We start from the raw sequence: 21,984 nt of genomic DNA, 5'->3' as shown, positions 1-21,984 counted from the left end.
GGATCAGACTCCCAGAACGGTGCGCGCGAGCATCCAGGCGCCCATCGCGATCATCATCAGGTTTTCGGTGAGTGACACGAAGCCCAGCGGCACATTGCTGTCGCCGCCGACACAAGCGCATTTGAGCGCGCGGCGATCGACATAGACCGCCTTGAACACCGACACGGCGCCGACGCCGCCAATGAACAGCGCGAGCGGGGCGGAAACCCAGGTGAGCAGGTTGGCCGTCATCAGCAGCCCCGCCGCCGCCTCGGCGAAGGGGTAGAGGGTGGCATAGGGCACCCAGCGCCGGGCCAGCAGATCGTAGCCGAGGAACATGGTCGCGAAGCTGGCGACGTCGCGCAGCTTGAGCATCGCCAGCAGGCACATGGAGAAGCTGACGAACCATTCGCCCGCCCGCAATGTGAACGGCGTGCCATAGGCCGCCTGGCTCGCGGCCAGCGCCATCAGGGCGGCGATCGCGAACAGCGCGAATACCGGGCGATAGGTCGTCGCCTTGGGGTCGCGCACCTTCAAGCCCAGGAAGCGGCGGAGATCGTCATGCCCGCCGATCCGCTGCTCGCCGATAAAGGCCTGCGGGGTGGTCGACACGCCGTGCCGCGCCTTGAAGGCGTCGGTTTCCTCGCGGGTGGTCAGGTGGCGGTCGTCGACGGCGTAACCGTGGCTTTTCAGCAGGTGCAGGGCGCGCAGCCCCCAGGGGCAGACATGCGTGCCCATCACCATGCGATACAGAATTGCGGTCTTGTTCGAGGCGGATGGCATCAGGCTTTCCTTGGCTCCGCAACGGCTATACGGTCCGTACCATGGTACGGAGTCAAGCCATGTCGCAACGTACGATCGGAAAACTTGCCGAGGCCGGCGGCGTGGGGGTGGAGACGGTGCGCTACTACCAGCGCCGCGGGCTGCTCCCCACACCGGCGCGGGGCGGCGGGCCGGATGCGGGGGTGCGCCGCTATGGCGAGGGCGAGCTGCGGCGGCTGCGCTTCATCCGCTCGGCACAGGCTGCCGGGTTCACGCTGGAGGAGATCGGCGAACTGCTCGAGCTCGATGCGACCGACGATCGCGCACGGGCGCGCGAACTGGCGCGGGCGCGGATCGTGGCGCTCGATGGGAAGATCGCCGAGCTGGTGCAGGCGCGCGAGGGGCTGGCGCGGCTGGCGCGGGAATGCGGATCGGGCAGCGCCGGGCCGTGCCCGATCCTCACGGCGTTCGAGGGTTAGGGGAGGCGATCCTCCCCCGCCCTCAATGCATCATTGCGAAGGCGGGCGCGGCGGTGGCCTGGCGCCGTGCGGGTGCATCCTCCTCGACCCGGAAAGCCTCCGCATTGCGGAGCAACAGGCTCGCCTCGCTGTCGAGCGAGCGGGCGGCGGCGGAGGTCTCTTCCACCATCGCGGCGTTCTGCTGCGTGGCGGCCTCCATCTCCATCACCGTGCGCGTGATTTCGGAGATCGCGGTCGCCTGTGAGTGATTGTCCTCGCGCAGCGCCCGGAGCAGCGCCTGCACACCGTCGAAATCCACGACGATGTCGCCCAGCGCCGTATCGACGGCGCGCACCTCGCTGGCGGCGCGGGCGACATCGACCTGCGTCTCGTTGATCAGCTCGCGGCCACGCTTCGCCTCTTCCTCGGCACGTAGCGCGAGGGCGGAGACGAGGTCGGCGACCACCGCGAAGCCGCGCCCGGCTTCGCCTGCGCGCCCTGCCTCCACCGCCGCGTTCATCGCGAGGACGCGCGTCTGGAAGGCGATCTTGTCGAGGCCTTCGACCACCGTGTCGATCGCATCGGCGCGTTCGGAGACGTTGTTCATCGCCGCAGCCGCATTCTGGGCGGTGCCGCGCCCCGCATGCACCGCGGCCCCGGCCTGTTCGGCGCGCGCCATCGTCGTTTCGGCCGACTGGCTGCTGCTCTTCAGGCGGTTCTCGATCATCTGGATCGCACCGCTGGCTTCCTGCAGCGAATGCGCGGTGCTTTCGGTGCGGCGGGCAAGGTCTTCCGAGGCGGTGGCGATCTCGCCCGAGCCGGTGCCGATATTGCGCGCGCTCATGATCGCGGTGCGCAGCATCGCGGAAAGTGCGCCGGCAGCCCGGTTGAAGCTGAGGCGTACCGGTTCGTACATGCCCGGGAAGGCAGTGGTGATGCGGTGGCGCAGGTCACCCTTTTCCAGCGCCGCCAGCGCGGTGGCGAGCATCTCGCCGACGCTTTCCTGCTCGGCGAGGTGGGCGGCGTCCATCTCGGCACGGCTGCGCGCCGCGGCATGGAACCGCGCGACGGCCTGCGCGATCTCGCCCAGCTCGTCGGTCCGGTCGCGATAGGGGATCGCGGTATCCTGCCCGCGCGACAGCGCGGTGGTGGCCTGCGCGACCTGCGACAGCGGCCGCGCGAGATGTCCCGTGAGCCACCAGGCGAACCAGCCGATCGTCCCGAACAGCGCCAGCGCCAGCACCGCCAGAACGACGATCGACGCGCCGAGCGACTGCTCCGAGCGGTCGCCGAGCGCCGCCTGTTCCTCTCCGGTAGCCTTGACCAACGCGTCGATGCCCTTGCGGTGCGCATCATAGGCTTCGGTCAGCTGGACGTAGCTGCGGCGGGCGGCCGCGAGGTCGTGCGCCGCCACCGCGGCGAGGAACGGGCCCTGCGCCTCCTGCCAGAAGCGCATCGCCGGCACGTGGGTATCGGCAAGGATCGCGCGCCTCAGCCGATCGGGCAGGTCCGACTGCTCCCAGACGCCGTGCCGATCGTCATATTGCTTGCGCAGCTCGGCAAGCCGTGCGCGCGCGGCGGGAAGGCGCTCCGGATGGTCGAGCAGCAGCGTCGCCTCCAGATAGGGCTCGATGATATATTCCGGCGGCGGCAGGATATCGGCGTTGAGATCGGCGATCTGCATCGATGCGCGGTGCATCGGCCCACCCATCCGGATGGCGTGGATGCGCCAGGCCGAAACGGCGAAGGCAATCCCAAGAAGCAGGATCAGCGCCACTGCGCCCCCGCGAACCCGCGCGGTAATCGTCATCTATGTCCCCCCCGAGTGCGTTCTGCCCCCGTACCGAGCCCATTATAGAAGCATTTCCGCCGCCGGGTGTCCGGCGGACGGCGTGGGGCGCCGTTCGCCGGTCCGCGTTGAACAATTTCGGTAGAGAAACATTATGCCTTGCGACCGGGGCAGGCGCAGCGCGCCACAGGGGGGAATGATGGCGGATACGGGCTACCCGATCGGTGGTGGGCAACTGGGGCAGATGATCCGCGACTTCGACTGGTCGGCGACGTCGATCGGCGCGCTGGCGCAGTGGCCGCAAAGCCTGAAGTCGGTCACCCAGATGCTGCTGCTCTCGCCCGTGCCGATCGTGCTGCTGTGGGGCGAGGACGGCGTGATGATCTACAACGACGCCTATTCCGAATTCGCCGGCAGCCGCCACCCGGCGCTGCTGGGATCGAAGGTGCGCGAGGGCTGGGCCGAGGTCGCCGACTTCAACGACAATGTGATGCGTGTCGGTCTCAGCGGCCAGACGCTGGCGTATCGCGAGCAGGAACTCGCGCTGCAGCGCCGCGGCAAGCTCGAGCCGGTGTGGATGGACCTGGACTATTCGCCGGTGCTCGATGAATCCGACACGCCCGCCGGGGTGATCGCGATCGTCGTCGAAACCACCCAGAAGGTGCTCGCGCAGCGCCAGCTGCGCGAAAGCGAGCGGCGGCTGCGCGCCTTTGTCGAGGCGACGTCCGACGCCGTCTATCGCATGAGCCCGGACTGGTCCGAACTGCTCCACCTGGATGGCGGCACCTTTCTGGCGCACGCCAATCAGGCCATGCGGGACTGGATGCAAGTCTATTTGCACCCGGAGGATCGCGAGCGGGTGCAGGCGGCGATCGATCAAGCGGTGGCGACCCGGCAGCCGCTGGAACTCGAGCATCGCGTACAGCAGGCGGACGGCAGCATCGGCTGGGTGGCCTCTCGCGCGGTGCCGCTCACCGACGAGGCCGGCGCGATTATCGAATGGTTCGGTGCGGCCTCCGACATCACCGAACAGCGTCGCACCAACGAACATCTGCGGCTGGTGATCAACGAACTGAACCACCGGGTGAAGAACACGCTGGCGATGGTGCAGGCGATCGCGATGCGCACCTTCCGCGCCGCGCCGGACCTGACCGTGGCGCAGGAGCAGTTCGCGGCGCGGCTGGTGGCGCTTGCCCAGGCCAACGACCTGCTCACCGGCGAGCGCTGGGCCGGGGCCTCGCTGCGAGAGGCGATCGAGCAGGCGGTGCGCCCGCACCAGCATGATCCGGCGCGCTGCGTGCTGTCGGGCGTCGATGTGCGGATTTCGCCGAAGACCGCGCTGGCGATGGCGCTGGCCATGCACGAGCTTTCCACCAACGCGGTGAAATACGGGGCGTGGTCGAACGAGCGCGGCCAGGTGGCGATCGGCTGGTCGGCGGTCGGGGATCGGCTGCAGCTGGAATGGCGCGAGCAGGGCGGCCCGCCGGTCGCGGCCCCGGAACGGCGTGGTTTCGGCTCGCGGCTCATCGAACGCGGCCTGGCCGGGGAACTTGGCGGCAGGGTCACGCTTTACTTCGAGCCCGAAGGGCTGCGCTGCACCGTCGAAGCGCCGCTCGCAGCCGTCGCCGTGGAATAGGATGAAGCCGTGCGTGTCCTGATCGTCGAAGATGAGATGACGATCGCCTTCCTGATCGAGGACATGCTGGAGGATCTCGGCCACGAAGTGGTGGAGATCGCGATGCGGCTGCCCGAGGCACTGGAGGCGGCCCGGCGCGTGGAGGCCGACCTGGCGATCCTCGACGTCAATCTGGACGGCCACCGGTCGTTTCCGGTGGCGGACATTCTCGCCGAGCGGGCGATCCCGTTTGCCTTCGCAACGGGCTATGGCGCGCTGGGGCTGGAAGGCGCGTACCGCGAGCGGCCGGTGCTCGCCAAGCCGTTCCTGCGCGAGCATCTGGTGGCGCTGATCGCCAAGGCGTGCGGGTAAGATTCCTTAGCCCCTCCTCCTCGGAGGGAGGGGAGGGGCTTATGTCTCGCTCAGCTGTGCAGGAAGTGCATCACGTCGCCGTCGTGGACGACGTACGCCTTGCCTTCGGCACGCAGCTTGCCTGCCTCGCGTGCCTTGGCTTCGCCGCCCAGCGCGACGAAATCCTCGTACGCGATCGTCTCGGCGCGGATGAAGCCCTTCTCGAAATCGCTGTGGATTTCGCCGGCGGCATTCGGTGCGGTGGCGCCGCGATGCACCGTCCAGGCGCGCGCTTCCTTGGGACCAACGGTGAAGAAGGTCAGCAGGTCGAGCAGCGTGTAGCCCGCGCGGATCACGCGGGCGAGGCCGGTTTCCTCCAGCCCCAGCTCGCCGAGGAACTCGCCGCGCTCTTCCACCGGCATCGTCGCGATCTCGGCTTCGATTGCTGCCGAGACGACCACCGCCTGCGCGCCTTCGGCCGCTGCCTTGGCGAAGACCTTGGCGGAGAGCGCGTTGCCGTTCGCCGCATCTTCCTCGTTGACGTTGCAGACATAGAGGACCGGCTTGGCGGTGAGCAGCTGGGCGATGCGCAGGTGGCGCGCTTCGTCCTCGTCCTTGGGGACGGTGAGCCGCGCGGGCTTGCCGTCGCGCAGCAGCTCCAGCGCCTGGCCGAGCACCGATGCGGCGGCCTTGGCCTCCTTGTCGCCCTGCGCCGCCTTCTTGGCGAGGTTCGGCACGCGCTTCTCGAGGCTTTCGAGGTCGGAGAGCATCAGCTCGGTCTCGACCGTCTCGGCATCGGCGATCGGATCGACGCGGTTGTCGACGTGCTGGATGTCGTCATTCTCGAAGCAGCGCAGGACATGGACGACGGCGTCCACCTCGCGGATGTTGCCGAGGAACTGGTTGCCCAGGCCTTCGCCCTTGCTGGCGCCGCGCACCAGGCCGGCGATGTCGACGAAGCCGAGCTGCGTCTCGATGATCTTCTGCGAGCCGGCGATCTCCGCCAGCTTGTCCAGCCGGGGATCCGGCACCGCGACGTTGCCGACGTTCGGCTCGATCGTGCAGAACGGATAATTGGCCGCCTGTGCCGCGGCCGTCTCGGTCAGCGCATTGAAAAGCGTGGACTTGCCGACATTGGGCAGGCCGACGATGCCGCAACGGAAACCCATTGTATTTCGATCCTGTCGTGAAGGGCCGGCGGGCGCGCCGGCGATATGGCGCGCTCGATACGCGCAGGCGCCGGCTTTTTCCAGTGCGACGCAACCATCCACGCGTCTAGCCTTGACGCAGGGCCGTTCACCTGGGGTACAGGGGGCCAAGTCATTTCCTGTCGCGCGCAGGTTCTCGAGGAGTTTTCGTATGATTCGCCGTTATGTCATTCTGGGCAGTGCCGCGGCTGCGGCCGCACTGGCGAGCTGCAGCGGCGGCGGGAATTCCTCGTCGACCCCGACGCCGACGCCGACCCCGACCAGCTCGCCGACGCCGACCCCTTCGCCGACGCCGACCTACACCGCATTCCCGCTGGCGGCCGCGACCGAGTTCAACACGCTCAACGCGACCACCAACTATACCGGCGATCCCGCCACGGGCGCCGTGACCCTGGGCGTGACCGCGACCGAGACCTTCACCAACCGCGTGAAGCTCGCCGCCACCACCGACCTGACCAACGGCACCTTCGTGATGGACGAGGCGGTAGAGGAATCGCGCTTCACCGGCACCAACGTCGTGACCACTGCGGCACCCACCGTGACCGAGTTCGTGTATCGTAGCGTCAGCACGGCGACCGGCGCGGCGGCGGGCAATTTCAGCCAGCTCGAAGTGCTCAACAATATCGGCGCGCGCACCACGAGCACCACGACGGGCGTGGTGACGAGCGACAGCCTGCTCAGCCAGTTGACCGTGCTGAGCTATGCAAACTGGTGGCGCGGCGATTCGACGGCCGGCCAGAAGCGCCTGACCTATTCGATCTGGGGCTATCCGACGCTGTCCTACGACATGCCGACCACGGGCAGCGCGACCTACACGGCGCGCATCGTCGGCCGTTCTGTAAGCGTTGCCAACAGCGCCACGACGTTGAACCGCGTCGGCGGCACCGCAACGGTGACGGTGAACTTTGCCACCGGCCTCGTCACCACGACGATGAACCTGACGACGGTGCCGACGAGCGGCGCGGAAACCGCCTATGTGACGCTGAACGCGCAGGGCGCGATCCCGATCGGCCAGAACCAGTTCAGCGGCAGCTTCGCCAGCGGCGGCTTCGTCACCGGCACGATCACCGGCGCCTTCTACGGCGCGAAGGGCGTGAACATCGGTGTCGTGTTCGGCGCCTCGGGCACGATCAACGGTGCGGATACGCGGATCGTCGGCGAAGTGGTCGGCATCAAGCAGCAGTAAGCAGCGGCTTCGCTGAGGAATGGAAGGGCCCGGGAAACCGGGCCCTTTTCCGTTCGTGCCATGGCCATGCAAGGCCATCGCACCTAGCGGATCGCACATCTAGCGCTTTGCGCCGGGGCCGCGGCTGCCGTTGAACGGATCACCCCCGCTGCACCCGTGCCGCCCGTACCTCGCCGGCGGCGACATAATCGATCCGATAGATCTCGCAGCCGGGGCCCGTTGCGCTGCGCCCGAGACAGTCGATGTCGATGGCAGGTCCGCTCGAATCGAGGTTTCCCAGCAGCGCCCGCACCGGCTCGCCAGTCCCGGATCGATGAGCCGCTTGGCTAGCGCGCCGCTGCAAGGGGTGGGGAGTAGTCGGCCATCGTCATGAAGATGCTGTCGACCTTCGTCACCAGCTTGCCGTTCGCCTCGGACTCAGCGACGACCTTCTGCCATTCGGGATCGGCGCCGAAAGCCTTCCAGTCGGCCTCGCGCGCTTCGCGGCTGGGGTAGGACAGGATGTAGACCACCCGGCCATCCGGCGCGTCCGTGCGGGGCAGCTCGTTCCAATAGGCGACGTTGTGCAGGCCATGCCTGGCAAACAGCTTCAGCGTATGATTGCGGAAGCGGGCGTTGAGCGCTTCGGCCTTTCCGGGGGCGGGATAGTAGATGCGCAACTCGTAGACCGGCTGCGGCGTCTGGGCGGTGGCGGTCTGCCCCATGACGGGCGCGGCGAGGGGCAGGAAGGCGAGCAGGGCGGGCAGGACGAGGCGCATCGGGCATCCCTTCATCGAGGTCGGCAGAAGGATGCCACGGCCGCTGCCGGTAGCAAGCGGTAACGTGCTGGAAGAACCGGGGAATCACCGCGCCGGCGTTTAGTCCTGCATCCGCCGCGCCACCTCGTTCATGAAGCGAACGTCGTCGCCTGCGGCCAGCCACGATGCCTCGGCAGCGATCGCACCCAGCATGTCGCTCAGCGGCTCGATCTCGGCCTTGGCGTAGTTGCCCAGCACATAGCCGGTCACCCGGTCCTTGTGTCCCGGATGGCCGATGCCGAGCCGCACCCGGCGGAAATCCGGCCCGAGATGCGCGTCGGTCGAGCGCAGGCCGTTATGCCCCGCCGTGCCGCCGCCGCGCTTCACCTTCACCTTCATCGGCAGAAGGTCGAGTTCGTCGTGGAAGACGGTCACGTCCTCCGGCGCCAGCTTGTAGAAATCCATCGCCGAGCGCACCGCGCGCCCGCTCTCGTTCATGAAGGTGCCGGGCTTGAGCAGCACGATCTTGTCGGTGCCGATGCGGCCTTCCTGGGTCCAGCCCTGGAACTGCTTCTTGGGCGCGGAAAAGCCGTGCACCTCGGCCAGCGCGTCCATCGCCATGAACCCGACATTGTGGCGGTGCATCGCATATTGCGGCCCCGGATTGCCGAGACCCACCCACAGCTGCATCACCCACACTCCCCGAAAAGAAAATCGCCCCCGCACCTAGGGTGCGGAGGCGATCTTTTGAACCCGTGAAGGGAAGGGCGATCAGCCCTCCGCCGACTCGGCCGCTTCGCCGTCGCTCGACTTCAGCGCCGACGGCGCGACGACGGTGGCGATGGTGAAGTCGCGATCGGTGATCGCGGGGGTCGCGCCCTTGGGCAGGGTCACGGCCGAAATGTGCAGCGAATCGCCGACTTCGAGGCCCGCGAGCGAGATCTCGATCTGGTCGGGGATCTCGGCTGCGTCGACCACCAGCTCCAGCTCGTGACGGACGATGTTGAGCACGCCGCCGCGCTTCAGGCCCGGCGAGGCTTCCTCGTCGACGAACACGATCGGCACTTCGACGTGCACGGTCGCGTGCTCGGAGATGCGCAGGAAATCGACGTGCAGCGGACGATCGCTGACGACGTCGAAGGCAACGTCCTTGGCCAGCGTGCGCTCGCCGTTGACCATGATCACCGAGTTGAAGAAGTGGCCGGTGTTCAGCAGCTTCTGCAGCTCACGCTCGTTGACGTGGATGCTCAGCGGATCCTGCTTGTTGCCATAGATCACGGCGGGGACGCGGCCTTCACGACGCAGCGCCCGGGAGGCTCCCTTGCCAGCCCGGTCGCGCGTTTCGGCCGACAGCGTAAGCGTGTCGCTCATGTGTCGATTTCCAATGCGCTAAATGTTTCAACGTGCATGCCGATACAGGCCTCCAGGGATGACCCTGTGCCGGCAAGCGCGCGCCTATAGTCGAGACGGGGGGGAATCGCAACCACAGTGTTTCCTCATCCCAAGCATCTCCTCCCCCGGAGCGCTGCTCCGAGGGAGGAAATGTTTCTACTGTAGGCGTTCCACCTTCAGCCCTACCGCGGACAGCAGCGCCAGCACGCTCGCATCCCCCGCCAGATGCCCCGCGCCGACCGCGACGAACACCGTCCCCGGCGCCTGCATCCGCGCGCGGATCCAGTCTGCCCAGGCGCGGTTGCGGTGGAGCAGCAGGGCATCGCGCAGTTCCGGGTTCCCGGCGAGATCGGCGTTGAGCAGGCGGGCCAGCGCGTCGGCATCGCCCTTGCTCCAGGCGGCGACCGCGGCGTCGATGGTCGCGCCGGTCTCCGGCAGGCCGTTCAGCGTGTCGCCGAGCAGCCGGCCTTGCGCGGCGGCGGAGAGATGGTCGAAATAGCCGAACTGCTGCGCGGCGGTCTCCAGGCCCGCTACCCGCTTGCCCGCTTTGTGTGCGGCCGATTGCAGCACCTGCTCGGCACCGTTCGTATCGTCATAGCCGAGCTTCTGGAGCGGCAGCAGCGACAGGGTGAGCGCGGCCAGCCACGGCTCGTCGCGATCGAGCGCCTGGGGGGCTAGGCCGGCGCCGCGCAATGCGTCTTCCAGCTTGGCGTGCTCGGCCGGGGGCAGCGCGGCGACGGTCGGGTCGCCGGGGGTGCGGCCGAGCCTGTCGAGCAGCGCCTGCGTCTCCGCCTCCGGGGGCATCACCAGCTCGAGGACCAGCGTGTCGCTGGCATCGAACGCGGTGCGCACGGGGCCGTCGAACCAGCGCAGATCGGGGCGGAGCATATGGACGGTGCCGAACAGATACACCGTCGTGTCGCCGTCACGCACCGCCCAGAGCGCGGGCTTGGCCTCGCGCGGGGCGGGGCCGCAACTGCCGAGGAGGAACAGGGCGGCGAGGAGAAGCGCGCGGAACATGGGCGCGGCTTGGCGGGCCGGGAGCAGGGGAGTCAATCGCCCTACAGCCGTCATCCCGACGAAAGTCGGGATCCAGACGCCACGCGGCCGGGGACGGAGCCGTGCCGGCGACCCCAATGGATCCCGGCTTTCGCCGGGATGACGGCTGGGGGCGAGGGGCCCCGGTTGACCCCCTCCGCGCCCTGCGCCAAAGCGCTCCCCAAACCTTACAGGGTGACCCAACTTGTCCGAACCTCTCAGCTTCCAGCGCATGATCCTGACGCTCCATGACTATTGGAGCACGCGCGGCTGCCTGATCCTGCAGCCCTATGACATGCGGATGGGCGCCGGCACCTTCCACCCCGCCACCACGCTGCGCGCGCTGGGGCCGGATTCGTGGAACGCCGCCTTCGTCCAGCCCTGCCGCCGCCCCACCGACGGCCGCTATGGCGAAAACCCCAACCGGCTGCAGCATTATTACCAGTATCAGGTGATCCTGAAGCCGAGCCCGCCCGATCTGCAGGAGCTGTACCTCGGCAGCCTCGCGGCGATCGGCATCGATTTCACCAAGCACGACATCCGCTTTGTGGAAGACGACTGGGAATCGCCGACGCTCGGCGCCTGGGGGCTGGGCTGGGAAGTGTGGTGCGACGGGATGGAAGTCACCCAGTTCACCTATTTCCAGCAGATGGGCGGCTATGACTGCAAGCCGGTGGCGGGCGAGCTGACCTACGGGCTCGAGCGCCTCGCTATGTATATCCAGAACAAGGACAGCGTGTACGACCTCGCCTTCAACGATGCGGGCGTGACGTATGGCGACGTGTTCCTGGAAAATGAGCGCGAGATGTCGAAATGGAACTTCGAGATCGCCGATACCGACGCGCTGTTCGACCTGTTCCGCAAGGCCGCGGCCGAGTGCGAGCGGTCGCTGGAAGCGAAGCTGCCGATCCCGGCCTATGAGCAGGCGATCGAGGCGAGCCACATCTTCAACCTGCTGAACGCGCGCGGCGTGATCTCGGTGGCGGAGCGCCAGGCCTATATCGGCCGGGTGCGCGATCTGGCGAAGGGGGCTTGTGCGGCGTGGATCGAGAAGAAGAGCCCCGAGTGGGAAGCCGCGTATCCGGGCTGGACGGCGTGATGCGCGCCTGCCGTTCCCTTCTCGGTGCTCCTGCGGAAGCAGGAGCCCAGGGCCCCAAGCGGCTCGCTCTCCAACACTGGGCACTTGGCCACGCCGGTGCACTTGGAATTGCCCATGACTGACTTCCTCCTCGAACTCCGTTCCGAAGAAATCCCGGCGCGCATGCAGGAAAAGGCGCGGGAGGATCTCGCGCGCCTGTTCGCCGCCGAGCTGGACAAGGCCGGCCTCAAGGCCGCCGAGACGATCAGCTACGCCACGCCGCGCCGGCTGGCGCTGATCCTCAAGGGCCTGCCCGCCGAGACCGCCGCCGTCTCCGAGGAGACCAAGGGCCCGCGCGTCGGCGCGCCGCCCCAGGCGCTGGAAGGCTTTCTGCGCAAGACCGGGCTGACCGCCGACCAGCTGGTCGAGCGCGACGGCGTGCTGTTCGCGGTGGTCGACAAGCCCGGCCGCGCGACGGCCGAGGTGCTGGCGGCAGCGATCCCCGCGGTGATCCGCGCCTTCCCCTGGCCCAAGTCGATGCGCTGGGGCGCGCCGTCGCTTTCCACCGAGAGCCCGCGCTGGGTGCGTCCGCTGCAGGGCATCGTCGCGCTGTTCGGCAGCGACGTGGTGCCGTGCGCAATTGCCGGCGTCACCAGCGGCGCGGCGACAGTGGGGCATCGCTTCCACCATCCGGGCGTGATCACGATCGGTTCGGCGGACGACTATGTCGAGAAGCTGCGCGCGTGCCATGTCATCGTCGACGGCGCCGAGCGGCGGGCGATCATCGCGCTGGGCGCCAAGATGGCGGCGCAGAAGGCGGGCCTCAGCCTCGTTGAGGACGAAGGGCTGCTGTTCGAGAATGCAGGGCTGACCGAATGGCCGATGCCGCTGCTCGGCCGGTTCGACGAGGCGTTCCTGGCAGTGCCGCCCGAGGTGATCCAGCTCACCGCGCGGGTGAACCAGAAGTATTTCGTGTGCCGCGATGCCGCGGGCAAGCTGGCCAACGCGTTCGTCTGCGTGGCGAACATCGACGCGGCCGATGGCGGCGAGAAGATCGTCGCGGGCAACCAGAAGGTGCTGGCGGCGCGGCTGAGCGATGCGCGGTTTTTCTACGAGACCGATTTGAAGGTGCCGCTCGGCGAGCAGGTGGCGAAGCTCGAGAAGATCGTCTTCCACGAGAAGCTGGGCACGGTCGCCGACAAGGTCCAGCGCGTGGCCAAGCTGGCCGAGTGGCTGGCGGCCGAGAAGATCGTGCCGAACTGCGATCCCGCGCTCGCGCGCCGCGCGGCCGAGCTCGCCAAGGCGGACCTCGTCACCGGCATGGTCTGCGAGTTCCCCGAGCTGCAGGGCCTGATGGGCGGCTATTACGCCGCCGCGCAGGTTGAGGCCCCGGCGGTCGCCGCGGCGATCCGCGATCACTACAAGCCGGTCGGGCAGGGCGATGATGTCCCCACCGATCCGGTGACGGTGGCGGTGGCGCTGGCGGATAAGCTGGATACGCTGGTTGCATTCTTCTTTGCAGATATGCCGCCGACGGGCTCAAAGGACCCCTTTGCCCTTCGCCGAGCGGCGTTGGGCGTGCTGGAACTTCTGACGCGCAATGGTCTTCGCCTCAACCTTTGGGAGGGTATTACCCGAGGCCTGCGGGGCATGACCGATCTGCGAGTGTCGCCGGAAACGTCAGACGAGGCACTGGCCGCGCATAACGCCGCCATGGAAAGCGTCTTCACATCGCTTCCCACCTTCTTCGCCGACCGCCTCAAGGTCCAGCAGCGCGAGGCGGGTGTTCGCCACGACCTGATCGACGCGGTGTTCGCGCTCGGCGGCGAGGACGATCTCGTCCGGCTGCTCGCGCGGGTGAAGGCGTTGCAGGCGTTCGTCGGTACCGAGGACGGCGCCAACCTGCTCGCCGGCTACAAGCGCGCGGCGAACATCCTCAAGAAGGAAGGCGTCGCCACTGCCAGTGCTCCTGCGGAGGCAGGAGCCCAGGGTAGTGACGGGCTGCACAACCCTGGGCCCCTGCTTTCGCAGGGGAACGGGGACGCCGGGTTCGCTTACGATCCCGAACCCGCCGAAGCCGCACTCGCCGCCGCGCTCGATGCGGCCGAGCCCAAGGCGACCGCCGCGATCGCCGCCGAGCAGTTCGAGGATGCCATGGCCGCGCTCGCGATCCTGCGCGCGCCGATCGATGCGTTCTTCGATTCCGTGACGGTCAACGATGCCGATCCGGTCAAGCGTGCCGCGCGGCTGGGGCTGCTCGCGCGGATGCGTGATGCGGTGCACAATGTGGCGGACTTCGCCAAGATCGAGGGTTGAGGCGCCTAATTGTACGATTAATCACTGGTAAATTGGCCAGAAACTGCCACTGTTCCGAAATAAACCGGCACCGACAACGTAATCAGCGGTTCCTGAGTCTTCGCAGCTGCGGTAGCGCCCCCTCTGTCTTGAAGGGGCGCTTTCGATCGGAAGGGGATCAGAATGACGCAATATGTGTACCGCTTCGGCGGTGGTGTTTCGGACGGTGGTGCGGGCGACAAGAATCTGCTTGGCGGCAAGGGCGCGAACCTCGCCGAGATGGCCTCGATCGGGCTGCCGGTGCCGCCGGGCTTCACCATCTCCACCGCGATGTGCACGCGTTATTATGAGGAAGGCGAAACCTTCCCCGAGAGCGTGAAGGCCGAGGTCGCGAACGGCATCGCGCATATCGCTGCGATCACCGGCAAGCAGTTCGGCGACGCCGCCGATCCGCTGCTCGTCTCGGTCCGCTCGGGCGCGCGCGTCTCGATGCCCGGCATGATGGACACCGTCCTCAACCTCGGCCTCAACGACCAGACCGTCCAGGGCCTGGCCGCGACCAGCGGCGACGACCGCTTCGCCTGGGACAGCTATCGCCGCTTCATCCAGATGTATGCCGATGTGGTGCTGGGCCTCGACCATGGCCGGTTCGAGGACGCGCTGGAGATCGCCAAGGAGGATCGCGGCTTCACGCTCGATACCGAGCTGTCGGCCACCGATCTCCAGACGCTGGTCGCCGAGTACAAGGCGATCGTCGAGGAGCTGTGGGCCAAGCCGTTCCCGCAGGACGTGCACGACCAGCTGTGGGGCGCGATCGGCGCGGTGTTCGGATCGTGGCAGTCGGAGCGCGCCAAGGTTTATCGCCGCCTGAACGACATTCCCGCCGATTGGGGCACGGCGGTGAACGTGCAGGCGATGGTGTTCGGCAACATGGGCGACACCTCGGCGACGGGCGTGGCGTTCACCCGCGACCCTTCCACCGGCGAGCGCGCATACTATGGCGAGTTCCTGATCAACGCGCAGGGCGAGGACGTCGTCGCGGGCATCCGCACGCCGCAGTACCTGACGAAGCGCGCCCGCGAGACCGCAGGCGCCAAGCCCGCCTCGATGGAAGAGGCGATGCCCGAGGTCTATGGCGAGCTGGCGGCGGTGTTCGACCGGCTCGAGACGCATTACCGCGACATGCAGGACATCGAGTTCACCGTCGAACGCGCCAAGCTGTGGATGCTGCAGACGCGCAGCGGCAAGCGCACCGCCAAGGCGGCGCTGAAGATCGCGGTCGACATGGCGAATGAGGGGCTGATCACGCGGCAAGAGGCGATCCTGCGCGTCGATCCCGCCGCGCTCGACCAGCTGCTCCACCCGACGCTCGACCCCAGCGCGCCGCGCGACGTGCTGACCAAGGGCTTGCCGGCCAGTCCCGGTGCCGCCTCGGGCTATGCCGTGTTCGACAGCGACACGGCGGAGAAGCGCGCCAATGCGGGCGATTCGGTGATCCTGATCCGCGTCGAGACCAGCCCGGAGGACATTCACGGCATGCACGCGGCGCGCGGCATCCTCACCGCACGCGGCGGCATGACCAGCCATGCGGCGGTCGTGGCGCGCGGCATGGGCCGTCCGTGCGTCTCGGGCGCGGGCAGCCTGTCGATCAACGCGCGCGACAAGGTGATGCGTGTGGGGTCCCGTGAGGTCCGCGAGGGCGACATGGTGACGATCGACGGCGCCACCGGCGAGGTGATGGCCGGCCAGGTGCCGACCGTGCAGCCCGAGCTGTCGGGCGATTTCGGCACGCTGATGGAGTGGGCCGACGAAGTCCGCCGCCTCAAGGTGCGCGCCAATGCCGAGACCCCGCTCGACTGCCGCACCGCGCGCGAATTCGGCGCCGAGGGCGTCGGGCTGTGCCGCACCGAGCACATGTTCTTCGAACAGAGCCGCATCACCGCGGTGCGCCAGATGATCCTCGCCGAGGACGAGGCCGGCAGGCGGGCCGCGCTGGAGAAGCTGCTCCCCGAACAGCGCAGCGACTTCCTCGAGATCTTCGAGGTGATGGCCGGCCTGCCGGTGACGATCCGGCTGCTCGATCCGCCGCTCCACGAATTCCTGCCGCACGCAGAGGCCGAGTTCGCCGAGGTCGCCACCGCGGCGGGGGTGGACGTCGACACGCTCAAGCGCCGCGCGGGCGAGCTGCACGAGTTCAACCCGATGCTCGGCCATCGCGGCTGCCGCCTCGGCGTGACCTACCCCGAGATCTACGAGATCCAGGCGCGCGCCATCTTCGAGGCGGCTATTGCGGTGGCGGAGAAGTCCGGCGCGGCGCCGGTGCCCGAAGTGATGATCCCGCTGGTCGGCACCCGCCGCGAGCTGGAGCTGATGAAGACGGTGGTCGACAAGGCGGCGCAGGCGGTGTTCGCCGAGAAGGGCCGCACGATCGACTATCTGGTCGGCACGATGATCGAGCTGCCGCGCGCCGCGCTGATGGCGGGCGAGATCGCCGAAGTGGGCGCCTTCTTCTCGTTCGGCACCAACGACCTCACCCAGACCACGCTGGGCGTGAGCCGCGACGATGCCTCGCGTTTCCTCACCACCTATGTCGAGAAGGGCATCTACGCCAAGGACCCGTTCGTCAGCCTCGACGTGGAGGGTGTCGGCCAGCTGATCGCGCTCGCCGCCGAGCGCGGCCGCGCGACCCGGCCCGACATCAAGCTCGGCATCTGCGGCGAACATGGCGGCGATCCGGCATCGATCGCGTTCTGCGAGAAGACGGGGCTCGATTATGTCTCGGCTTCGCCCTATCGCGTGCCGATCGCGCGGCTGGCGGCAGCGCAGGCGGCTATTCGAGGGAAGTGATGCTGGTAGTGGCGGTAGCGGCGGCGACGGACGATGCGGCGGCACTCAGCCGCGAGCTTCTCGCCAGCCCTACCGCCACCGCCGTGCTGGAGCGCCGCTGCGGCGCCCCCGTTCGCGCCGAAGTGGACCGCACGGTGCACAAGGATCCGACGCCGGAGCAGCGGATGCGGCTGGGCGTCGGGCCGGACGAGCGGGTCGTGTATCGCAGCGTCGTGCTCCGCTGCGCCGGCGTGGCCTTCTCGGTCGCCGAGAACTGGTACGTGCCGTCGCGCCTGACCCCTGAGATGAACGCCGCGCTGGAGCAGGGCGATACCCCGTTCGGCGCGGTGATCCGCCCGCTCCACCCGCACCGCAAGCCGCTGGAGCAGGTTACAGCGGGTGTCGCGCCGTATGTGCTGCGCCACCGCGCGCTGGTGCTGGACGGCGAGGGGCGGGTGCTGGCCGAGGTGGTGGAGAATTATACGCCGGAGGTGCTGGGCTGAGGCTGCCCATGGTCAGGGCATGCTGACCATCCGGAACTTGGCGAACATGTCCGCGAAGGTGAGGCGGGTATCGATGCTGGTATACACCCGCATCGGGCGCGTACCCGACACGCGCTCATATCCTGCCCGGTCGTTTATCCGGGGCGTGGGCCGCACCACGTAGCGGCTGGACGAGGCGTCGGGCTCGAAAAAGGACTGGAGCGATGTCAGCGTCACCAGCGGGCTGTCCCCCAGGATATAGGTCTCGCGGCCCTTGCCGACGGTTTCCACGGCACGGCGCAGTTGCTCGCGCAGATAGCGTCCCAGCGCGCCTGCCTGGGCCAGACCGGCTTCCAGTTCGGCAAAGCTGACCAGCATGGTGCGGTAGGTGTCGCGGGGTACCTGCCAGATTTCCACGGCCGATTCGTTGAAGACAGTGCGTGCGGCGGCAAGGTCGATGGTGGTGTTGTACTCGCTGTCCTTGCGGGGCGGCAGGCTGGGGTTCAGCGACTCATATTCGGCGCCGCCAATCCATACGAGCTTCAACCTGCCCGCGATCCGCGGCTCGTATCGCAGCGCTTCGGCAATCTCGGTCAGGCCCGCGCCGGCGACATAATAGAGCGGCAGGGTGGTGTCGTCGCGCATGGCTTCGGCGATGATCCGGCGGACGGCCGGCGTGGCTTCGGGGCGTGCGCCGGCTGCGGGGGCGGCATTGCGCCCGGCGATGAGGTCGGGCCGCCGGGGCAGCCGCATCGTCGCCAGCATCGCCTGAACGGTGCGGACGGCGTTGTCGGCCTGGGTCGAGGATCGGTCGAGAAAGTCGCCGACATGGATGTGCGATCCGATGATCAGCGACACCTCGGTCGCCGGGGAGGCGAGCTGGTGCGCCAGCTGGAACAGCCCGTCCGGGTCACCCGAGAAATCATTGTCGATGATCACGCGGCAGCGCGGCGCAACCGGCAGGAACTGCGCCCGCGCCGCTCCGGGCAAGCAGCCGAGGATGCCGCCCACCGGCAGCGCGAAGAGCAAGTGACGTCGTAGCATGCGTATCCCGAACCATGGCGCCCCCGCGCCGATCGGTTGGGCGCGGATTGCTGGTCGGCATCATGCGCCGGCCGCCCGGTCCGGTCCAGCGCGGGCCGCAGTCAACGCATGCCGGCAAAGAAAACGCCCCCCTTCCTTGCGGAAGAGGGGCGTTCCCGGGGATGACCCGGTGTCGGTCGATCAGAACTTGGCGATCAGAATTTGGTCGTGGCCGACAGATAGAAGGTGCGACCGGTGCGGCTGGTCATCTGGAAGGTGTCCGCGGTGGTCTGGTAGGCGTCTTCGTGGGTGTTGTTCAGGTTGATGATGCCGCCGGTGAAGCTCAGCCACTTGTTCGGCGTGAAGCCCATCGCCAGGTCCATCTGCGTGCGCGCGCGCACCGTGTGGATCTCGCCGCCGTTGACGAAGAAGCTGCTGGCAGCGTCCTGCTTGTACGAGCTGCGGTGGTTGACCGAGAAGCGCACGCTGAACATCTCGTTTTCCCAATAGGGCGTGATGTTGGCGGTGAACTTCGACAGGTCGCGCAGGTTGAAGCCCGTGCCCAGCGCGCTGGCGTTGGTATCCACCAGGGTAATGTTGCCCGTCGCGCCGAAGCCCTTGACCGGCAGGATGCCGTCGAAGTTCTGCGATGCGGCGAACTCGACGCCCTTGATGTGGATCGTGCTGCTGTCGTTCAGCACGCGGCTGAAGCTGTAGTCGCTTTTCAGATCGGCCGATTGGCAGTCCGTGGTCACGCCGTTCAGCGCCACGCCGTTGTAGGAGGTGGGGCAGTAGAATTGGGTGAAGGTGCCGTTCTTCACTGCCTTGTAGAAGCCGGCGACGCTGATCGAATTGCCGCGGCCATGGTAGAATTCCAGGCTGAGGTCGAGCTGGTTTGCGGTCAGCGGCTTGAGACGCGATTCACCCGCCGAGACGCTGGTGAAGGCGCGCTTGTCCGACGAGATGCCGGTGCTGATCGTGTCGGCCATCTGCGTCTGGCTGTTGAGCAGCGGGCGCACCAGCACCTTGGCCGCGGCGAAGCGGGCGACCAGCTTCGGCGTCAGGTCCAGCGCGAAGCTCGCGCTCGGCAGGACGTTGCCGTAATCCTGGATGATGTGCTGCTGGCCGAGCAGCGCGGCGTCGCTGCCGGTGCCGTCGGTCAGGCTGGCGGTGACGTTCTGATGGGTGTGCTCGTAGCGCACGCCCAGATTGCCGCGCAGCGCCATGCCGCCCAGCTGCGTGTCGACATTCGCCATCGCATAGACGGCGGGCACGTAGCGATCGACGCGGTAGGTGCTGGGCCAATCGGGCACGTCGGGCACGGTGATACCCTTGGACGCCAGGATGCGCTGCCACTCGTCGGCATTGGTCGACAGGAAGGCGTGGGGGATCGACATCGCGCCGTCGAGGAAGTTGTCGACCAGCTGGCCGGTGGTGCCCAGGTTCGGGATCCAGGCATATTCGGGGTATTTCACCGGATCGCTGACGTCGCCGTCGCGATCGTGGCGATACGCGTTGGTGGCGAAGCTCTCGTGATGGTATTTCGCGCCGATCACCAGCGACTGGATGCCGTGCCAGCCGAGGTCCTTGGTGACGTCGATCTGGGCGGCCTTGTCCTTCGCGGTCTGGATGTGCGTCGCGCCGTCGACGAACGCGAACCAGGTGCGGTTGGCGGTGTTCCACAGCGAGCCGTCGGTGAGGCTCTGCGTGGTCCACTTGATGTTGCTGGGGTTCGAGATGTCGAGCGTGCCGCCCTGCGCGAACTTGACCTCGTCGATCGACGCCCATTCGTACAGCGCCGCGTCGCCCTTGGTATAGTGCGCGACGGCATGCACCTTCCAGCTGTCGCCCGGCTGCCAGTTGATCGTGCCGGTATAGGCCTGAGTCTTCAGGTTGCGCAGCTCGGGCTGGGTGTTGTTGTCGACGTTGAAGTTGCTGATCGTGATGTTGTTGGCGACGCCGTTCGCCTTGCCGTTCACCTTGACCGCGCTGGAGGCCCAGCGGCCGAACACATATTGGCGCGTGGTGTAGCGGGTGTGGTCGCGCGAATATTCGCCCTGCAGCAGCGCCTCGAAATTATCGCTCGGCTTCCACTGGATCGCGCCGCTGGCCATCAGCTGCTCGGTATCGCGGTCGATGCGGCGGTAGCGCAGGTTGCCCGGCACGCGCGCATCGGGATCGATCACGCCGGCATTGTACCAGTTCTTGATGAAGACATAGTCGCCGCGATCCTTCAGCTTCTGGTAGCTGACGTTCGCCATCACGCCCAGCGTGCCGCCGGCGAAGCTGTCGATGTACGCGCCGCTGACCTTGGGCGTCCATTCCTTGCCGCGATATTCGGAGTTGTAGCTCTTCACGCCGACGATGAAGCGCGGGCCCTTATAGGCAAGTGGCTTGACCGTATCGATGTTGACGGTGCCCGACAGGCCGCCGGTGTCCATGTCCGCCGTGGGCGACTTGACCACCTGGATCGCGCTGGCGAGATCGGTCTGGATGATGTCGTAGCGGAAGCCGTCCTTGAAGTCGGCGCTGGCGAAGGTCTGGCCGTTGATCGTCGTGCGGGCGTACTGCGCGCCCAGGCCACGGATGCTGATCGTCGAGCCGCGGCCGTTGATGTTCGACATCTGGACGCCGGCGATGCGCTGGATCGCCTCGGTGATGTTCTGCGCCGGGAACTTGCCGATATCCTCGGCCGAAATGCCGTCGGTTATGCGGATGTCCTTGCGCTTCGCGTCGAGCGCGGAGGCGAGGCTGGACCGGAAGCCGGTGACGACGATCTCGCCGCCCGCGTCGTCCTGGCTCTGCGCCGCGGGCGCATCACCGGTCTGGGCGAGGGCGGGATCCGCCAGCGCGATGGCTGCGAGGCAGCCGGCAGACAACAATACCAACTTAGTACCGGAAATGGCGCGGCGCGCCTGCGACGTCGTACGATCTTCCATCAAACCACCCCTCACTGAAATTGGCAAACCCTGCTGCGGTGCTCTGTTTTTGATCCCGAGACTTGCCGCTCGTGGTCCGACAAATGTCCGAGAGGTCTGACCAATTGTCAAGCCAGTGTAAGACAAAGGCATGACCTATTTGTGAGGTGGGCGCGAAAGGTGTGCGATCGGTAGGGTTCAGGTGGAGCCGGCGGTCCGCGCGGCTTTCGTCAGTGCGATGCTGCAGAAGCTGCTGATAACGTGTGGAAATTTAGCAATGGTATTTCCGGGCCATGCGATGTGGCTTGCGCGGCCAGGCTGCCGGGCGCGCATGGAAAAATCGCCCGGGTGTTGCACCCGGGCGTCCGTCCGTCCGTTCGATACGACAAGATCAGGCGTGGTGGCCGAACCTGCGGGCATGTTCGTCGGTATCGCCGGCGCGCAGCAGGGCTGCCTGTTCGCGCCAGCGCTCGTCGATGATCGTGCCGTGCGGCAGGCCGAGTCGCTCCTCGAGCGGCAGCTCGTCGCCGCGGGGCAGTTCCTCGATGTCGCGGAAATGCTGGATGCCGAGCTGGTTGAGCTGGCGTTCGCGATGCTCGTCGATGCCGCGGATGCGGGCAAGCACGTCGGTGCCACCGTAGAACCAGCTGCGGATCGCCGAGTCCCGCTTGGCAGGCGCCGGATCGGGCACTGGCGCAGCCGGGCGGCGATCTGCCAGCGTGCGTTCGAGCTTCGAGTTGGCGGCTTCCAGGTCGCGAATTCGGGTAGTGGCGGTGGCCAGTTCCTCGCGCAGCGCCTGCTGGGCATCGCGTTCGGCTTCGTAGCGCTCCCGCCAGCGGCGGCCGCC

Annotated in this window: 19 protein-coding genes; 8 read left to right on the top strand and 11 right to left on the bottom strand. The window is 67.4% G+C overall.

Features of this window, described 5'->3' with window-relative positions:
* Nucleotides 1-3: 3 nt before the first annotated feature.
* Nucleotides 4-762 carry a glutaredoxin family protein gene (locus SPI01S_RS05495; RefSeq protein ID WP_066719407.1) on the bottom strand — a complete coding sequence of 253 codons (759 nt, stop codon included), beginning with the start codon at nucleotides 760-762 and terminating at the stop codon, nucleotides 4-6.
* 59 nt (nucleotides 763-821) lie between these two features.
* On the opposite strand from SPI01S_RS05495, the gene SPI01S_RS05490 reads away from it, so the two are divergent.
* Nucleotides 822-1,220, top strand: a complete 399-nt coding sequence (locus SPI01S_RS05490; RefSeq protein ID WP_066719404.1) for a MerR family DNA-binding protein — start codon at nucleotides 822-824, stop codon at nucleotides 1,218-1,220.
* 22 nt (nucleotides 1,221-1,242) lie between these two features.
* Here SPI01S_RS05490 and SPI01S_RS05485 read toward each other — a convergent pair whose 3' ends face one another.
* Nucleotides 1,243-3,009, bottom strand: coding sequence for a methyl-accepting chemotaxis protein (locus tag SPI01S_RS05485; RefSeq protein ID WP_066719401.1), 1,767 nt, complete (start codon nucleotides 3,007-3,009; stop codon nucleotides 1,243-1,245).
* Nucleotides 3,010-3,187: 178 nt separating this feature from the next.
* On the opposite strand from SPI01S_RS05485, the gene SPI01S_RS05480 reads away from it, so the two are divergent.
* Nucleotides 3,188-4,624, top strand: a complete 1,437-nt coding sequence (locus tag SPI01S_RS05480) for a sensor histidine kinase (RefSeq protein ID WP_066719715.1) — start codon at nucleotides 3,188-3,190, stop codon at nucleotides 4,622-4,624.
* A 9-nt stretch (nucleotides 4,625-4,633) separates the two neighbouring features.
* A complete protein-coding gene (locus tag SPI01S_RS05475; protein ID WP_084253280.1) occupies nucleotides 4,634-4,975 on the top strand; it encodes a response regulator in 342 nt (113 codons plus the stop codon).
* A gap of 50 nt (nucleotides 4,976-5,025) precedes the next feature.
* On the opposite strand, the gene ychF is transcribed toward SPI01S_RS05475, so the two are convergent.
* Nucleotides 5,026-6,123, bottom strand: a complete 1,098-nt coding sequence (ychF, locus tag SPI01S_RS05470) for a redox-regulated ATPase YchF (RefSeq protein ID WP_066719398.1) — start codon at nucleotides 6,121-6,123, stop codon at nucleotides 5,026-5,028.
* A 190-nt stretch (nucleotides 6,124-6,313) separates the two neighbouring features.
* Here ychF and SPI01S_RS05465 point away from each other — a divergent pair, with 190 nt between their 5' ends.
* Complete coding sequence (locus SPI01S_RS05465; protein ID WP_066719394.1) at nucleotides 6,314-7,348, top strand: transferrin-binding protein-like solute binding protein; 1,035 nt, start codon at nucleotides 6,314-6,316, stop codon at nucleotides 7,346-7,348.
* A gap of 139 nt (nucleotides 7,349-7,487) precedes the next feature.
* Here SPI01S_RS05465 and SPI01S_RS22140 read toward each other — a convergent pair whose 3' ends face one another.
* From SPI01S_RS22140 to SPI01S_RS05445, 5 genes are all read right to left on the bottom strand, one after another.
* Nucleotides 7,488-7,640: a hypothetical protein gene (locus tag SPI01S_RS22140; RefSeq protein WP_157084574.1), complete on the bottom strand. Its 153-nt coding sequence runs from the start codon at nucleotides 7,638-7,640 to the stop codon at nucleotides 7,488-7,490.
* A 34-nt stretch (nucleotides 7,641-7,674) separates the two neighbouring features.
* Nucleotides 7,675-8,106 carry an NIPSNAP family protein gene (locus tag SPI01S_RS05460; protein ID WP_066719387.1) on the bottom strand — a complete coding sequence of 144 codons (432 nt, stop codon included), beginning with the start codon at nucleotides 8,104-8,106 and terminating at the stop codon, nucleotides 7,675-7,677.
* 99 nt (nucleotides 8,107-8,205) lie between these two features.
* Complete coding sequence (gene pth, locus SPI01S_RS05455) at nucleotides 8,206-8,775, bottom strand: aminoacyl-tRNA hydrolase (RefSeq protein ID WP_066719384.1); 570 nt, start codon at nucleotides 8,773-8,775, stop codon at nucleotides 8,206-8,208.
* Between the two features lie 81 nt (nucleotides 8,776-8,856).
* The gene (locus SPI01S_RS05450; RefSeq protein WP_066719380.1) at nucleotides 8,857-9,456 is read right to left on the bottom strand and encodes a 50S ribosomal protein L25/general stress protein Ctc; all 600 of its coding nucleotides are present in this window, start codon (nucleotides 9,454-9,456) and stop codon (nucleotides 8,857-8,859) included.
* A 177-nt stretch (nucleotides 9,457-9,633) separates the two neighbouring features.
* Nucleotides 9,634-10,497, bottom strand: coding sequence for a TraB/GumN family protein (locus tag SPI01S_RS05445; RefSeq protein WP_066719377.1), 864 nt, complete (start codon nucleotides 10,495-10,497; stop codon nucleotides 9,634-9,636).
* A gap of 250 nt (nucleotides 10,498-10,747) precedes the next feature.
* Between SPI01S_RS05445 and SPI01S_RS05440 the strand changes: the two genes are divergently transcribed.
* From SPI01S_RS05440 to SPI01S_RS05425, 4 genes are all read left to right on the top strand, one after another.
* Entirely contained in the window at nucleotides 10,748-11,614 is an 867-nt protein-coding gene (locus tag SPI01S_RS05440; RefSeq protein ID WP_066719375.1) for a glycine--tRNA ligase subunit alpha, read from the top strand.
* Between the two features lie 114 nt (nucleotides 11,615-11,728).
* Nucleotides 11,729-13,909, top strand: coding sequence for a glycine--tRNA ligase subunit beta (gene glyS, locus SPI01S_RS05435; RefSeq protein WP_066719370.1), 2,181 nt, complete (start codon nucleotides 11,729-11,731; stop codon nucleotides 13,907-13,909).
* Between the two features lie 162 nt (nucleotides 13,910-14,071).
* The gene (ppdK, locus tag SPI01S_RS05430; protein WP_066719368.1) at nucleotides 14,072-16,735 is read left to right on the top strand and encodes a pyruvate, phosphate dikinase; all 2,664 of its coding nucleotides are present in this window, start codon (nucleotides 14,072-14,074) and stop codon (nucleotides 16,733-16,735) included.
* Nucleotides 16,735-17,217, top strand: a complete 483-nt coding sequence (locus SPI01S_RS05425) for a chorismate--pyruvate lyase family protein (RefSeq protein WP_066719365.1) — start codon at nucleotides 16,735-16,737, stop codon at nucleotides 17,215-17,217. Before ppdK ends, SPI01S_RS05425 begins: the two co-directional genes overlap by 1 nt.
* Nucleotides 17,218-17,229: 12 nt before the next feature.
* Here the strand turns inward: SPI01S_RS05425 and SPI01S_RS05420 are convergent, their stop codons facing one another.
* From SPI01S_RS05420 to SPI01S_RS22610, 3 genes are all read right to left on the bottom strand, one after another.
* A complete protein-coding gene (locus SPI01S_RS05420) occupies nucleotides 17,230-18,240 on the bottom strand; it encodes a nucleoside hydrolase (protein WP_084253279.1) in 1,011 nt (336 codons plus the stop codon).
* A 194-nt stretch (nucleotides 18,241-18,434) separates the two neighbouring features.
* A complete protein-coding gene (locus SPI01S_RS05415) occupies nucleotides 18,435-21,158 on the bottom strand; it encodes a TonB-dependent receptor (RefSeq protein ID WP_066719363.1) in 2,724 nt (907 codons plus the stop codon).
* Nucleotides 21,159-21,528: 370 nt separating this feature from the next.
* The coding region (locus SPI01S_RS22610) for a helix-hairpin-helix domain-containing protein (protein ID WP_066719359.1) at nucleotides 21,529-21,984 on the bottom strand (456 nt) is incomplete at its 5' end.

The sequence above is a fragment of the Sphingomonas pituitosa NBRC 102491 genome (genome assembly GCF_001598435.1).
Classification (GTDB): Bacteria; Pseudomonadota; Alphaproteobacteria; order Sphingomonadales; family Sphingomonadaceae; genus Sphingomonas; species Sphingomonas pituitosa.
Note: the sequence above shows the minus strand (reverse complement) of the source record. Positions and strands in the feature narration are given on the sequence as shown.